The sequence below is a fragment of the Clostridium paridis genome (genome assembly GCF_016765615.1).
GTDB classification, from domain to species: domain Bacteria; phylum Bacillota; class Clostridia; order Clostridiales; family Clostridiaceae; genus Clostridium_T; species Clostridium_T paridis.
Genome location: NZ_JAESWA010000022.1, coordinates 43869 through 57741 on the forward strand (window position 1 = coordinate 43869; position 13873 = coordinate 57741).

Annotated in this window: 20 protein-coding genes and 1 pseudogene; 2 read left to right on the forward strand and 19 right to left on the reverse strand. The window is 28.3% G+C overall.

The genetic code is table 11. From position 1 onward, the window contains the following. Nucleotides 1-4: 4 nt before the first annotated feature. The 4 genes from JK634_RS07775 to JK634_RS07790 form a co-directional block, all read right to left on the reverse strand. The gene (locus tag JK634_RS07775; protein ID WP_202767081.1) at nt 5-457 is read right to left on the reverse strand and encodes a hypothetical protein; all 453 of its coding nucleotides are present in this window, start codon (nt 455-457) and stop codon (nt 5-7) included. Nucleotides 458-553: 96 nt separating this feature from the next. Then, nucleotides 554-928: a nuclear transport factor 2 family protein gene (locus JK634_RS07780; RefSeq protein WP_202767082.1), complete on the reverse strand. Its 375-nt coding sequence runs from the start codon at nt 926-928 to the stop codon at nt 554-556. Nucleotides 929-967: 39 nt separating this feature from the next. Further along, a complete protein-coding gene (locus tag JK634_RS07785; RefSeq protein ID WP_202767083.1) occupies nt 968-1648 on the reverse strand; it encodes a DUF5680 domain-containing protein in 681 nt (226 codons plus the stop codon). A gap of 145 nt (nt 1649-1793) precedes the next feature. Beyond that, the gene (locus JK634_RS07790) at nt 1794-2798 is read right to left on the reverse strand and encodes a MerR family transcriptional regulator (protein ID WP_202767084.1); all 1005 of its coding nucleotides are present in this window, start codon (nt 2796-2798) and stop codon (nt 1794-1796) included. A gap of 193 nt (nt 2799-2991) precedes the next feature. Between JK634_RS07790 and JK634_RS07795 the strand changes: the two are divergent. After that, nucleotides 2992-3858: pseudogene (locus JK634_RS07795) on the forward strand (MerR family transcriptional regulator); the annotation flags it as partial. A gap of 84 nt (nt 3859-3942) precedes the next feature. On the opposite strand, the gene JK634_RS07800 reads toward JK634_RS07795, so the two are convergent. From JK634_RS07800 to JK634_RS07850, 11 genes are all read right to left on the reverse strand, one after another. After that, nucleotides 3943-4545, reverse strand: a complete 603-nt coding sequence (locus tag JK634_RS07800) for a histidine phosphatase family protein (RefSeq protein WP_202767086.1) — start codon at nt 4543-4545, stop codon at nt 3943-3945. A 111-nt stretch (nt 4546-4656) separates the two neighbouring features. Continuing rightward, entirely contained in the window at nt 4657-4827 is a 171-nt protein-coding gene (locus JK634_RS07805) for a hypothetical protein (protein ID WP_202767087.1), read from the reverse strand. Nucleotides 4828-4921: 94 nt separating this feature from the next. Then, nucleotides 4922-5101, reverse strand: a complete 180-nt coding sequence (locus JK634_RS07810) for a hypothetical protein (protein ID WP_202767088.1) — start codon at nt 5099-5101, stop codon at nt 4922-4924. 22 nt (nt 5102-5123) lie between these two features. Continuing rightward, nucleotides 5124-5738 (reverse strand): DUF2812 domain-containing protein, encoded by a 615-nt coding sequence (locus JK634_RS07815; RefSeq protein ID WP_202767089.1) that lies wholly within the window; start codon nt 5736-5738, stop codon nt 5124-5126. 16 nt (nt 5739-5754) lie between these two features. Further along, the gene (locus JK634_RS07820) at nt 5755-6069 is read right to left on the reverse strand and encodes a PadR family transcriptional regulator (protein WP_202767090.1); all 315 of its coding nucleotides are present in this window, start codon (nt 6067-6069) and stop codon (nt 5755-5757) included. 144 nt (nt 6070-6213) lie between these two features. Then, the gene (locus tag JK634_RS07825) at nt 6214-7056 is read right to left on the reverse strand and encodes an MBL fold metallo-hydrolase (RefSeq protein WP_202767091.1); all 843 of its coding nucleotides are present in this window, start codon (nt 7054-7056) and stop codon (nt 6214-6216) included. 14 nt (nt 7057-7070) lie between these two features. After that, entirely contained in the window at nt 7071-7385 is a 315-nt protein-coding gene (locus JK634_RS07830) for a DUF3795 domain-containing protein (RefSeq protein WP_202767092.1), read from the reverse strand. A gap of 4 nt (nt 7386-7389) precedes the next feature. Further along, a complete protein-coding gene (locus tag JK634_RS07835; RefSeq protein ID WP_202767093.1) occupies nt 7390-7977 on the reverse strand; it encodes a DUF1349 domain-containing protein in 588 nt (195 codons plus the stop codon). A 3-nt stretch (nt 7978-7980) separates the two neighbouring features. Further along, entirely contained in the window at nt 7981-8700 is a 720-nt protein-coding gene (locus JK634_RS07840) for a HEAT repeat domain-containing protein (RefSeq protein WP_202767094.1), read from the reverse strand. Nucleotides 8701-8722: 22 nt separating this feature from the next. Further along, nucleotides 8723-9136, reverse strand: a complete 414-nt coding sequence (locus tag JK634_RS07845; protein ID WP_202767095.1) for an NUDIX hydrolase — start codon at nt 9134-9136, stop codon at nt 8723-8725. A gap of 3 nt (nt 9137-9139) precedes the next feature. Further along, the gene (locus tag JK634_RS07850) at nt 9140-9604 is read right to left on the reverse strand and encodes a GNAT family N-acetyltransferase (RefSeq protein WP_202767096.1); all 465 of its coding nucleotides are present in this window, start codon (nt 9602-9604) and stop codon (nt 9140-9142) included. A gap of 215 nt (nt 9605-9819) precedes the next feature. Here JK634_RS07850 and JK634_RS07855 point away from each other — a divergent pair, with 215 nt between their 5' ends. After that, complete coding sequence (locus tag JK634_RS07855) at nt 9820-10683, forward strand: Cof-type HAD-IIB family hydrolase (RefSeq protein WP_202767097.1); 864 nt, start codon at nt 9820-9822, stop codon at nt 10681-10683. Between the two features lie 70 nt (nt 10684-10753). Here the strand turns inward: JK634_RS07855 and JK634_RS07860 are convergent, their stop codons facing one another. The 4 genes from JK634_RS07860 to JK634_RS07875 all read right to left on the reverse strand — a co-directional run bounded on the left by JK634_RS07860 (nt 10754) and on the right by JK634_RS07875 (nt 13701). Continuing rightward, nucleotides 10754-12709, reverse strand: coding sequence for an elongation factor G (locus JK634_RS07860; protein ID WP_202767098.1), 1956 nt, complete (start codon nt 12707-12709; stop codon nt 10754-10756). A 140-nt stretch (nt 12710-12849) separates the two neighbouring features. Beyond that, nucleotides 12850-12990 (reverse strand): hypothetical protein, encoded by a 141-nt coding sequence (locus JK634_RS07865; RefSeq protein ID WP_202767099.1) that lies wholly within the window; start codon nt 12988-12990, stop codon nt 12850-12852. Nucleotides 12991-13056: 66 nt separating this feature from the next. After that, nucleotides 13057-13500: a hypothetical protein gene (locus JK634_RS07870; protein ID WP_202767100.1), complete on the reverse strand. Its 444-nt coding sequence runs from the start codon at nt 13498-13500 to the stop codon at nt 13057-13059. 3 nt (nt 13501-13503) lie between these two features. Beyond that, nucleotides 13504-13701 carry a helix-turn-helix transcriptional regulator gene (locus tag JK634_RS07875; protein ID WP_202767101.1) on the reverse strand — a complete coding sequence of 66 codons (198 nt, stop codon included), beginning with the start codon at nt 13699-13701 and terminating at the stop codon, nt 13504-13506. Between the last annotated feature and the right edge of the window lie 172 nt (nt 13702-13873).

Here is a 13873-nt window from a genome sequence, read left to right on the forward strand (position 1 = left end):
AATTCTATTGAAAATGTTCTAAAACAAATACTTCTTTCTTATCACTGTCGAATATAAAATATATCTTAGAATTATCATCTTTTATCCTCCAATAATATTTATAGCTATTTTTAAAATCTGGATAATACTCTTTAGGAACTTTTAATTTCTTAAGTATTTCTTCTGAACTTGCCTCAATTGATTCATTTTTTTCACTTTTCCACTCTAAAGATGAATCGATTTGTTTAATATCATTATATTGAAATATATGATATCTATCTCCATCACCAAGAAAGCTTGGACCTTCATCTTTTTCATAAATTTCATCATACTCTTTAGGTAAAGTTATTTTCCAATTTGATTTAATTATATTTGAATATATATTTCGCTCTTTAACATAGTCATATATAACATATGCTGAAATTAATCCTAACAAGGTTAGTATAGAAAAAATACCAATAATAACTTTTTTCATCATATTAATTTACGCCCTTTATATAATAAAATAAACTTCTTATGAAGCTTATTTTATTATATATGAAATGATTATTTCTTTCAAATATTTCCTTTTAAATCAAATATTAGATATTATAGTTCCCTGATGAAAAATCATCTTCCAATTACCATTAATACTTTTCCAAATTGAACTTCTAAGTGAACATTTCTTTTTCTCATCTAACTCATCATGCTTTATTAATTTATATGTTGCTAAGACACAATCCTCACTAATATATGAAATATCAAAATCTATAACTTCCCACTTTAATTCTTTTTGACTTTCACTTTCTTCTATTACTTCGCCTTTCTTATATTTATAAATATAACCTGAACTACAAAATTCAGTAAAGCCATTAGATAATAACAAACTAAGTTTCTCAGGAGATTGTCTTACCTCAGGTTTAAGTAACTCTTCTTCTAATTCTAAAATATGATTCTTTAACTTCTCCATTAAACAAACCTCCTAAAATATCATATTTGTCTCATAAAATCATAAAATATTTCCGCCATGAAAAAAACATTCATATACCTTTTTATCATTATAATAAATTTCCTCATAACCTTGAAACCAATTGAATTCTCCAGTTATTATTGTATGATACTTATATTCTCCATTTTCATATACTAGTGGTCCTCTATAAGGATATTTACTATTTACGCTAGACAATACTTCTTTTAGAAACGAACCTGAAAATTCTTCAGATAGAACTCGACCAATATAATTCATTGACCATATTGGAGTATCCTCTTGCCATACTGCTTCCTCACCTGCAAAATTTCTTCCGCCTAAATAAGTATCAATATATTTAAAATCTCCTTCTATATAACGTAAATCATGTGAGCTTGGTCTTGAAGGCTCAACTTCAGCTCCTCTACCTGCATATGTTTTCTTTTTAGCTTTACATAAAAACTCTATAACTTTTTCATTTTTCTTAATTTCTTGTGAGCTATCTTCTCTTAAGCCACATGGGCCATCACTACTTTTAACCAATTTATCAATACTTACTTTAAATAAATCACTTATAGAAATTAAATTCTCAATATCAGGATATGATTGACCTATTTCCCACTTTGCAACTGCTTGTCTAGAAACACCAATATATTCAGATAATAATTCTTGGGATAACCCCTGCTCTTTTCTAAGTTCTTGTAACTTTGCTCCAAAACTCATTTTATCACCTCAAGATAAGTATACAAAGATTGTAAATATATGCCTATCACCTAACATTAACATTCTTGACAACTAATAGTTGCACATTTAAATATATTATATCATTATAAAATAAAAGAGCTTTTCAGCTCTAATAATTTTATGTCTATTTTCTATTAGCAACTAATACCCCTACAAGTGGATGTAACTTGTGTAATTCTACCGTAAAATCATAATTTTTAAAACAATTCTTTAATTCTTCTACTGTAGATGGAGAATCTACCTCTGGGCCATATCCGACCATTGAAAATTCTTCTATATAGCTGCTAGGCTTTTCAAAAAACATTAAATCTCCAATAATTATACTTTCTAAACTTTCTCCTCCTAAAGAAATCATCTTCTCTATAGCTTTTTCTTTAAATTTAGTTGTTAAATGATGTAATGCATAGTTAGATATTATCTTTGTGATTCTCTTTTCTTTTAAGTTTATATTTAATTCTGGCTCTTCAAAAGTTCCAATATAAAATTCAGCATTATTTACCTTTTCAATTGCTATTCTTTCAAATGCCTTTTTGATCATTCCTTCACTAATATCTATACCAATTGCTAAATTTACGTCTTTAGATAATTCAATAATCTGTTTACCATTACCACACCCTAAATCTAAAATCACATCTCTAGTATTTGGTGTAAGCAATTTATTAATTAGTTCTTGAGTTTTTGCTCTCCAATAATAGCTATCTGTCTTATATTCCTTACTAGCATCCTCAAATCTATCTCTTGCTTTTACTTCCATATTTGTTATCTTGATTATATCAATAAGTTCTTCAATACCTTCAAAAGCATTATTTTGTATTTGCCTTTGCGCCTTATTTAATGAAGAAATAACTATATCTATATGCTTCTTTTTTTCTTCAAGTATATCTATTTGTGAATTTATTACATGCTTCAGTGATTTATTATTTTTATCAACTATACCTTTTATTTCATCAAGCGATAATCCCATATATTTAAGTGTAGTAATTTGCTGTAATATTATAAAATCATTATCTGAATAAATCCTATATCCAGCTTCAGTTCTTGATGATGGCTTAAGTAGTCCAATTTTATCATAATGTAATAAGGTTTTAACTGTAACACCTGTCCTTTTTGCGAACTCACTAATTTTCAAGATTATCCCTCCCCTCTAAATAATTATAAATTCTACCCCAAGGTTAGAGTCAATATTTTATTATAAAAAATTATTGACTCTAACGTTACGTTATAGCTTAATATAATATTAGAGCTAGAATATATTGTCAAAAACTCATTGCCGGCAAAGCGTTAGATAATACTAACTCTCAAATCAAAATTGGAGGTAATTTATGCGAACAGTAAAGGAAGTATCAGAACTAACAGGAGTAAGTGTACGTACACTACACTATTATGATGAAATAGGATTATTAAAACCAAGTGAGGTTACAGATTCAGGTTATAGACTTTATGATGATGAAGCTCTTGAAACCTTACATCAAGTTCTATTTTTCAAAGAACTTGACGTTCCTTTAAAAGAAATTAAAAATATTATGTCTAACCCCAATTTTGATAAAAAACAAGCTCTAAAGAATCAAAAAAAGCTGCTTACTATAAAAAGAGATAGATTAAATGATTTAATAGGGCTTATAAATAAACGAATAAAAGGAGAGAATGCAATGAGTTTCAAAGAATTCGATATGAGTGAATATTTTAGTGTATTAGAAGAGTTTAAAAATGGTCATGAAGATGAAGTTATAAAATATTATGGCAGTAAAGATGAATTTAATGAATTTATTGAGAAATGTAAATCTAATGAAGAAGATATTGCTAAAATGGCTATAAAGCAGTTTGGCAGTATAGAAAAATATACAGAAGCCATGAAAAACAACCTTAATAATTTCTCAAGTATAATGGATCAATATGATACGTTTAAGAAAGATTATTTGGAAGAAAGTATGCAAAAGTCAGAAGAACTTTATAATAAACTTACAGCTGACTTGAACAAAGATCCTAAATCAGAAGAAGTACAAAAAATTGTTTGTGAAATAGATACTATGACTAAGGAAAATTATAAATTTTTAAAAATGAATATGGGAGAAAACCATTGGGGACTTATGGCTGATTTTTATTTATCAAAGCCTACGTATATTAAAGTTAATGATCAAAAATATGGTATTGGTGCATCAAAGTTTATTGGTGAAGCTTTAAAATATTATTCTGAAAGTCATTAATTGATTTTGTTTATTAAAATAGCCACATTAAGCTAATAAGATTATTCTTTAGCTTAATGTGGCTTAAAATTATATATCTAAACTTTGATTAAATCTAATTACTCTCCATGAATTTAGTTTTTTATCGAATTCAAATTCCATTATGCCACACATCTCAACCTTAAATAGATGTCTTTTATATACTGGAAGTTGTAATAAATTACACATTAAGAGTCTTATATATCCTTCATGACTAACTAAAAGAACGTTTTTATTATCCTTTTTAAGTTCTTCTAGAAGTTCATCTTGCCTTTTCTTTACCTCTTCTCCTGTTTCCCCCTCAGGAAATCTCACATCTTTTGCGTATGTAAAAAAGTCATTCCAGAAATCTGGATATTTTTCTATTATTTCTTCATCACTCAAGGATTCAATTATTCCATTATCTATTTCATTTAATCTTTTATCTCTAATTATTTCTAATCCTTCATTTTCTGCAACATATTTAGCTGTTTGAAACGCTCTTAAATATTCACTAGCAATAATTTTATCAACTTTCTCATATTTAAAATAGTCTACTAATCTTTTAGCTTTTTCTACTCCTTCATCACTTAAAGGTGAATCCTGATGTTTAAGTTTATCATTATAATAATCTCCAAACTCTTTACTAGCATGTCTAACTATAAAAATCCTCATTTTAATCCCCCACAACCTATATATTTTGTAACCTATTACATATTATTTAAATTAAATAAAAATATTCTCATTACATTATTTTTATAAAAAAATAAGTCCTTTTCCTAGGACTTATTTCTTAAAACTATTATTATTTTGTTTTAAATCTACCATTCCGCTTAACATGTCGCCAATTGAATCTAGAACCCTAACATTTTCCTCTAGCACCTTTAAATCTTGCTCTAATTCTTTTTTGTTCTGATTACCTTGAATACTCAATTCGTTAAATGATATTTCATCCATTTAAATCACTCCAAACTATATTAATATATATTATTAATAGTTTGATTATTTTAATATTTTATATTCATGGGTCGTAATAACAGTTAAATTTAAATTATTTTTTATTTCTAAGACGATGCATACTAAAATTAATTATTGATGATAAAATCATTGAAGTCCATCCTATTATCCAATACTCATCAAACCCACCACTAAGCATTGCAATTAAAATACATATCACTGCAACAAATAAAGTGGCTATTCTTAGAATATTTAAAAACTTATTTGTTTTCAAGTTAATCCACCTACCTCATAATCTACATTTCTTTTCGTCTTCTATATAAAAGCTCTGCTTTTACTGCACATAAAATATAAGTAATTATGAGAAGTGGGATTAACAACCAAATAAAACCTCTTGAAATTGCAAAAGGTGTTTCAAATAAGAAATGTCTCCAAAAGGTAAAACCACTCATTTCCCACAGCCCAGGTGTAAAGTATAATAGCTTAGGATTCATCATTGCATTAACATTAATAGACCTAAAAGAATTTAAAAATCCTAAAAGTGGCAAGTATACAATAGCTAATGATGCCCACATATTAGATAGCCTTTTATATTTTCCCGCCTTAGACATAGCATCTGAGAAAATATCTTCTTGGCTATTTTCACTCACTTTCTTAAAATACTGAGCTCCATAAAATTTACTACCAGCTATATGCTTCCAACCACTATCTTCAAATAAGGTGGTATAATCAATGAAATCTTCTTGATTATTAAACTTTCTAAAATCAATTCTTATAATTGCATCCTCTGGCTTAACTTTTCTAAATTTATACGTAAATATTACATCCTCTAATTCATAACCTTTTTTAGCCATATCATTTAACCATTTTTCTTCTTTATCATAATCAATAAAAAACTTTATTTTTCTCACATCAATACCCCCTTAATTACAATTTCATCAGTTCTTTTGTCACACTAACCATTCTGATCATTCTTTCATAGTCAAGCTTTAATATTTCTCTTCCCTTATCCGTTATTACATAAACCTTTCGTCTGCTATCATCACTTTTAACTGATTCTATAAGCTTTTGCTTTTGTAAATTTTCTAAAGCTCCATAAAGGGTACCTGCGGCTATCTTTACTTGTTCATTACTTAATTCTTCAATCTTTTGCATAATAAGATATCCATGTGAAGGTTCTATTAATGCTAAAAGAATGTAATAAGTTGTTTCTGTTAATGGTAAGTTTTTATCTCTATTCATAGTTCCTCCAAATAGTAAGTTAAACTATATAGTTTACCTGTATAGTTATATTATATACAGTCTAACTATATATTGTCAACATATGGATATATTGATTTATTTTAGCATAAAAAAAACAGAGACTGCCGTCTCTGCCTTAATATACTATACTTCAACTTTCATTCCATCATATGCAAATAGTATTCCATCATATTGTTCTTGAAATTTTAAATAGTCATCATATGACTTGCCCCAATCTTCTTCCAGATGTGTTATAATAACTTTCTTAATTTTATATTGATTTTTTAGATCTTCAATTTCATTCATTCTGAAAAGTTCACTAAATATATTACTCTCATTATTCAATATGTAGCCATCCTTAAGCTCATCTCCAACAATTGTATTTCCAATTATCATAACATCAGCATCCATAAATATATTATTTATAGGAAATGGCTTAACATCACAGGGTGCATATATAACTTTTTTATTCTTTTCTTCAAATACAAATACTGTTGCAACTCCAGCTTTAATAAATGTTAATTTAATTTGATCTAAGTATATATGCTCTTCTATAACTTCTCTTTTAATTAAATTTCTGACTTTTTCATAGTAATCTAAATATGAACCATACTTAGATTTTATAGAATTTATATCTTCCATTACATGTTTCATAGCATGTACCATTATAGCGTTTGAGCATTCCTTCTTCTCTGCTACTTCAAACCAATTAAGTCTTAAATGCTCAAACACTCTCATTCCAAGCACATGATCAGGATCCATATGGCTAAATAACACTTTATTTACCTCTTTAATATTAGAATAATTAAGGGCATGGACTATATCCTCAGGCGTATCAACTAATAATTCTATATCCTCAAGATATAAACTACAGCCATATCTTGAATATGGTTTTCCCTTTTCTCTTGCTTCTACACACACCTTACACTGACATAAAGGTTTAGGCAATGCTACACATCCTCCACTACCTAGGATTGTAAAATTCATTTATGTTCCTCCTATTACCTGTCTTTTGTATTTATAGTTCTTAACTTTAAAAACATATCTTTACCATCTGCCCAATTTTTCAAATTTATTAACCTTTCACCATTATCACCATGTTCTTCATCGTTATACGCATCTATTAGCTTTTCACATGGTACACTTGTACAGTGACCACAATGACTAAAGCCTTTTTCTATTGAACAACTTGCAATTGAACATTTTCCCCAGAAAGGTTGTCCTTTACTTTTTTGACAACCTGGGCAATTTGTCTTTTCCTTCCACTCGCAAACTCCACAATAAGTACCACACATTCCTATCAAATCTTTGTCCATAACCTTACTCCCTCTCCCATAAACATTCACTTATAGTTAATTCAGAAAATACTGCTTCAAAACTTGAATATGAAGGACTACAAGCATATATTCCAATGTTAATTTCTTTACTTCCCTCAAACAAATGAAAAATTCTCATTTGCTTAAATACTTTACCGTCGTATGAATTTTCAATACAAAAATCACTTTCTCTACGACTTAATCTATAATACATTGTTTTTATATTTCCATCTATATCAGTAGTTGCCCAATCAGAATATCCATTATTAGTAACTACACTACCTAGCCTTTGATATTCATCATTCTCATACTCAATTGAAGCCTTAAACCAGTTGTCTGAGTTTTGATAAATAATGACTCCGCATTGATCAAATAACTTTTTACTATTGAAATCTGTCCTTATTGTAAATGAAAAATATTTTTCTTCTGTTTTAATTAATAATGCTGGAGCATTATCATTCCTAAAGCCATAATAAGTTCTTTGCCAAAAATCTGTATTAGGATCTGTTGTAATAATAATCTTATCCTTATTTACTTCATGATTTTTGGGCTCATTAATCCAGAAACAATTACTTAAATCAAAATTAAACATACTTCACCTCTTATAATTATTTATAATATCTAGAGACCTTTTTGCTTCATTTCTTATAATTTCATTACTATCACTTTCCATAATATCTTTTAGTATTTTTAGTGTTTTTTCAGTTTTAAAACTTTCTAAGGCTCTAACTATTTTCCACCTTATAATTTCATCTTCTCTGTATTTCTCTAAAACCAATATTAGCTCTTCTAAAGCACTGTTCTCAGATACATTATTATAAAAACATATAAATCCAATAGCATCTATAGCTTCTCTAATACTTAAAACATAATTGGATTTTAAAACATTTATAAGTTCAGGTAATATCTCTATTCCCATGTGTGATAAAGTCCTTGCAATAATATCTCTAGGAAGCGGATAACTCTTTTTATTAAATTTCTTAGCAGGTAATTCTCTATATTGGTTATTCCCGATACGCCCTAGGTAATTTACCATAATTTTAGCTGCTTCAATAGAACCCTGTGATAAGGCTTCACATATTTCAAGCTTTGTATAAAGTTTCTTTTCATCTTCTAACATTTCACAAAACAAATAAATGGTGTCTTTTTCTAAACCATATATACTCCTAAATAACTTTATTGCAATGGTTCTTTTATATGCTTCTTTAGATTTTAATAGTTCTAATAGTTCATCTTTATTTAAGCTTAAGTAATTCTCTATTTCTTTTGATTCTACATATCCACGATTTTTTAATTGTTCATCTGAACTTCTCATTTACTTCTCCTATGTTACATAATTATTGTAATTCTTTTAATAGAACCTCAAAATCCCATTTGTTCATTCTACCTTCAAATATACAGTTCATATATTTAGTAGATTCTTTTTCAAATGGTAACCATTCAAATCTGTCATGCTCATCTGATAAAGTTACTGTACCTTCTTTTATTGTACATAAATAAATAATTCCAGCTATCTGAAAATTATCATCAATATATGTCCAAGTATCGAGAATCCTTAATGGATTTACCTTTAAACTAAGCTCTTCCTTTATTTCTCTATCTAATGTTTCTTCAGGTGTTTCGCCATATTCTAACCTACCACCAGGTAATTCAAATAAATTATGATCAACAGATGATTTGTGAACAGCTAGAAATTTATTGTCCTTAATAATTAATGCCTTAGTTGCAAAGTATATTATTTTATTATTCATATTCTACTCCTTTATATATTCCATTGGCGTAAATCTAATTCCATCAACTAATTGTTCAACATCCTTATCCTTAAATCCAAGTGAATGGTAGAAACCAACTGCATAAGGTGAAGAATTTACAGTAATCTTTATTTCTTGTATTGATTCTTTAACCTTTTCAAATAGTTTTTTCCCAATTCCTTGTTTATGATATTCCCTATCTACAAAAAGCAAACATATATGATTTACCTTCCTTGTTCCTATAACGCCAATTATTTTGTTATCATCAAAACATCCAAAGAACCTTAAGGCTCCCTCTTGAAATTCATCCTTTAATGAATCTGATTCAATAAATTTTATAAATGTTTCTACTCCTTCTTCCGGAAAATCAGGAGCTTCAAACTTCATAAAAACTTTTTTGATAAGCTCTGTGGCATCCTTTAATTCAATTAGCTTTAGTTCTCGAACTTCATATCTAAAATCACTCATATTTACTCCTTTTTAAAAGAAAGCTTTTTTATTAAATCATAGCAAAATATTCCTTTAATTACAAATTCATGATGTATGGGCATTTGACAAGCTTATTCCATTATTAATTTATAAACTTAATTATTTTTGATAAATTCTTTTCATTCTTTGCTCCCCCTATTTATTTCTAAAAATAGAATCTATATAATCAAATAAAATGGTAGGGGGGAATACATATGAGTAATATAAAAGTAATTATTATGGATGTAGACGGTACATTAACAAATAGTAAAAAAGAAATATCTAAAAAGACAAAAGAAGCTTTAATTAAAGCTCAAAAATTTGGAGCTATATTGATTCTAGCTTCTGGAAGACCTACGTCAGGATTAATGGATTTTGCTAAAGAATTAAAAATGGATGAAAATCATGGCCTTCTTGTTTCTTTTAATGGAGCTAAGGTTGTTGATTGTGAGACAAACGAAACTTTATTTAATGAAACCATGAGTATTGAGCACGGACAAGCTGTACTTGAGCATATGAAAAAATTTGATGTTAGTCCTATGATTGACAAAGGCGATTATATGTATGTTAATGATGTTTTTAACAATCAAATAAATAACAATGGTACTTCTATTAATATAATTGAATATGAATCTCGTGGCGGGAAATTCAAATTATGCGAGAAAGATGACTTAGCAGCATTTGCTGACTATCCATTAAATAAAATTTTAACTGCTGGAGACCCTGATTATCTTAAAGAGCATTATAAGGAAATGATGGAGCCATTTAAAGATTCTTTATGCTGTGTGTTTACAGCACCTTTTTACTTTGAATTTACTGCGGAAGGAATTGATAAGGCAAAGGCTTTAGATACAGTGCTAACTCCAATGGGATATAAAAAGGAAGAGATGATAGCTTTTGGTGATGGTCATAATGATGCTTCAATGGTTAAATATGCTGGTATAGGTGTGGCTATGGCTAATGCAGTAGAGGATTTAAAAGATATTGCTGATGAAATGACTTTATCTAATGAAGAAGATGGTATTGCTTATACATTAAGCAAGTACTTTGAGAATTTAGATTTAGAGCCAGCAATTTAAATTCTCATATTAAAATACTAAAACTGTTCATGAAATAATCTTCGTGAACAGTTTCTTATTAACAAAATCTTTATTTTAAACAATGCATATAATCTTTTGCTTCACTTCCATCTACCAAGAATGATTGACCTTTTGAACAAAATACCGAAGTTGAAGTATATTCTATATCAGCATTTCTGTTATAACCTATTTTTTCAATCACTTCATTCTCATTATGGCAAATATCATATCCATCAAATATGAAGTTTAATTTCCCTTTTCCTTTAGTAATTGCCACAAAATCAGTTCCATAATTCATAAAGGTGGCTACTGGTCCTCTTCCTATAATAATTACTTTTTCATTATTAATTTCAGGTGTTTGAAAGCTTCCATTTAACTTTTCTATATCTGATAATAGTCTTCCCATATTATCTATATGTGCTTCAATTTTATATCTATAGAATGGCTCTATCAATGCATTTTTACAACTTTCTAAACCTTGCCTTAATGCTCTATAGGTGGCTTCTCTAAAGTCTCCACCAGATGTATGCTTATTATGAGCTCTTCCAGTTAATAAAATTATTTTTACATCTGTTAAAGGTGATCCTGTTAGTATGCCATGGTGTTCCCTTTCGAATATATGAGTTCTCACTAAGTTTTGGTGACCTATTGTCATGTCATCAGCATGGCATTGATTTTCAAAAATTATTCCGCTATTTCTTTCAGCTGATTCAAGCTTTAAGTGAACTTCAGCATAATGCTTTAATGGTTCAAAATGGCCATATCCTATTCCTTCAGTTAATATGGTTTCCTTATATAAAATCTCACATGGCCCAAATTCAACATTAAGCCTAAATCTCTCTTCTAATAACTGTTTTAAGACCTCTAATTGAATTACACCCATTATATTAACTTGTATTTCTTGCAATTTATCATTCCACTCAACATTTAAAGAAGGATCTTCAGCTTCTAAAATTCTAAAATTATTTAACACATCTTTTATATTTAAAGACTTATCAAAAATCACTTTAGATTTTAATGTTGGTATCATTTCATAATTTACTTCTTCAAAATAGTTTCCTATCCCGTCACCAACCTTAGCTTCGTTTAGTCCAATAACTCCAAAAACTTCTCCTGCGGATATATTATCAACTGCTTTAAATTTATTACCATTATAGAGTCTTATTTGAGTAATTTTTTCAGTATATCTTTCCGTAGCTTCATTTACTTTCACTTCATCTCTAACCTTTAATTTACCAGTTAATGCTTTAATATAAGTTACTCTATTTCCCTGTTCGTCATATCTAATTTTATATACTTGTCCACCAAATTCATCATTTTCATTATATTGAGTATGGGTAAGCTTATCTAAAGCATATATAAATTCTTCAATTCCTATATCTTGTAAAGCTGAACCACAAAAACATGGGAATATTTTATTCTCCATAATCATCTTTTTAAGAGAATCTATCCATAAAGCTTCCTCAAAATCACCATTTAAATATAGTTCAAGTAGCTTTTCATCTCGCTCTGCTATAAATTCTATAACTTCTTCATTTAAAGGCTTCTTAGCAAATTCCTTTGAAATGAAAATCGCATCTTTCGTTAAGTTAGTCTTAATTTCATCTAGAACCCTTTCAGTATTTGCTGATGTTCTATCTACTTTATTTATGAAGAAAATGGTTGGCTTATTATACTTTCTTAGTAATTGCCATACTGTTTCTGTATGTCCTTGTACTCCTTCAACTCCACTTAATACAATAATTCCATAATCCATTGCATTAATAGCTCTCTCCATTTCAGGTGAAAAATCAATATGTCCTGGAGTATCAATTAAAAAATATGCTGAATCATTATAATTAAATAAGGCTTGGTCAGAAAATATCGTAATTCCCCTATCCTTTTCTATATTATGATTATCTAGCAAAGTATTTTTATGATCTACTCTTCCTCTATTTCTAATACTTTTTGTATGATAAAGTATTTGCTCAGCCAAAGTTGTTTTTCCTGCATCAACATGAGCTAATATACCTATTGTCTTATTCATTGTGTCCTCCATCATATGGTACAATATAATTTTCTATCGATATAATTAATTTTACAATTATATTAAAGATAATCAATATTAAGTTTAAATAAAAATGCCGTAATTCCAAGTAGAATATACGGCATTAAAAATATAAAGTATTATTTTTTAACAAATTTAGGTTGTGGTTTATTTGCTGTATGCGAAGTATTTGTTTGAACTTCATCTGTAGGTATATCATATTCGACCCTTTCAAATTGTGATCTACTTTTATCTGGTTTACGATTTTTATTTACTGCCATAATAATCACTCCTTTAGTTGTTATAGAGTTATTATGCTCATGTTAATTGATATTTATAATTTCAAATTATTCTTCTAATTCTAGTTTCTTATTATAAACTGATTTTACTATAAAGGTAATTACAATGGTTAATATAAATAAATCTGTTATTAACCCTGAACCTACATTAGTTAATTGACCATTTAATAAAAATTTGCTTTTCCCACTTAGCAATTCAAATATTGACATTGCAAAAGCTACTGTTCCACTTAAGCCCATTAATCCAATAATAATTTTATGATTATTTCTTTTGCCCAAGTATACATCCTGAAGAATCATCTCTACAGATCCTACCATAGTTGCAAACATTAATATAATGATATTTGAGTACATTTCATCAGCCCAGTAAATATCTGAACTTTTTAAAAATGCATCTAATAAAAGTAATACTGCCATGATAATTACAACATGTTTAAACACATTTCCTCTAACCCACAATTGTCTCTCATCAAATTCACAATTATCTCTCATAAACTATTCCTCCCAAAATAAATCATCTAATTTCTTACCTAAGACTTTGCAAATAGCAATACATAATTTAATTGTTGGATTATAATCACCTTTTTCAATGGCATTCATAGTTTGTCTTGTGATACCAACTGCTTCTGCTAAGTCCTTTTGTGTCATATCTATTGCTGCCCTTGCAGCTTTTATTCTCAAGTTTTTTGCCATCTGCTCACCGTCCTTTCTATATATAATATTATAATATATATTAATTTGTGTCAAATATATATTACATTTATTAATATATATTTTAATGCTAAAACAAAATGGGTTAATTGAAGCACGAGATGCCACTTTGTAAAACGAAAAGCAATCTTTGAAACCGACAATTCAATATTTG

Excerpts from the sequence above, each read along its gene's own strand:
- JK634_RS07845 (WP_202767095.1), bottom strand. The coding sequence starts at position 9,136 with ATGAATAATAAAATAATATACTTTGCAACTAAGGCATTAATTATTAAG.
- JK634_RS07855 (WP_202767097.1), top strand. The coding sequence starts at position 9,820 with ATGAGTAATATAAAAGTAATTATTATGGATGTAGACGGTACATTAACA.
- JK634_RS07780 (WP_202767082.1), bottom strand. The coding sequence starts at position 928 with ATGGAGAAGTTAAAGAATCATATTTTAGAATTAGAAGAAGAGTTACTT.
- JK634_RS07830 (WP_202767092.1), bottom strand. The coding sequence starts at position 7,385 with ATGGACAAAGATTTGATAGGAATGTGTGGTACTTATTGTGGAGTTTGC.
- JK634_RS07875 (WP_202767101.1), bottom strand. The coding sequence starts at position 13,701 with ATGGCAAAAAACTTGAGAATAAAAGCTGCAAGGGCAGCAATAGATATG.
- JK634_RS07870 (WP_202767100.1), bottom strand. The coding sequence starts at position 13,500 with ATGAGAGATAATTGTGAATTTGATGAGAGACAATTGTGGGTTAGAGGA.
- JK634_RS07820 (WP_202767090.1), bottom strand. The coding sequence starts at position 6,069 with ATGAATAGAGATAAAAACTTACCATTAACAGAAACAACTTATTACATT.
- JK634_RS07805 (WP_202767087.1), bottom strand. The coding sequence starts at position 4,827 with ATGGATGAAATATCATTTAACGAATTGAGTATTCAAGGTAATCAGAAC.
- JK634_RS07785 (WP_202767083.1), bottom strand. The coding sequence starts at position 1,648 with ATGAGTTTTGGAGCAAAGTTACAAGAACTTAGAAAAGAGCAGGGGTTA.
- JK634_RS07775 (WP_202767081.1), bottom strand. The coding sequence starts at position 457 with ATGATGAAAAAAGTTATTATTGGTATTTTTTCTATACTAACCTTGTTA.
- JK634_RS07840 (WP_202767094.1), bottom strand. The coding sequence starts at position 8,700 with ATGAGAAGTTCAGATGAACAATTAAAAAATCGTGGATATGTAGAATCA.
- JK634_RS07800 (WP_202767086.1), bottom strand. The coding sequence starts at position 4,545 with ATGAGGATTTTTATAGTTAGACATGCTAGTAAAGAGTTTGGAGATTAT.
- JK634_RS07860 (WP_202767098.1), bottom strand. The coding sequence starts at position 12,709 with ATGAATAAGACAATAGGTATATTAGCTCATGTTGATGCAGGAAAAACA.
- JK634_RS07865 (WP_202767099.1), bottom strand. The coding sequence starts at position 12,990 with ATGGCAGTAAATAAAAATCGTAAACCAGATAAAAGTAGATCACAATTT.
- JK634_RS07825 (WP_202767091.1), bottom strand. The coding sequence starts at position 7,056 with ATGAATTTTACAATCCTAGGTAGTGGAGGATGTGTAGCATTGCCTAAA.
- JK634_RS07850 (WP_202767096.1), bottom strand. The coding sequence starts at position 9,604 with ATGAGTGATTTTAGATATGAAGTTCGAGAACTAAAGCTAATTGAATTA.
- JK634_RS07835 (WP_202767093.1), bottom strand. The coding sequence starts at position 7,977 with ATGTTTAATTTTGATTTAAGTAATTGTTTCTGGATTAATGAGCCCAAA.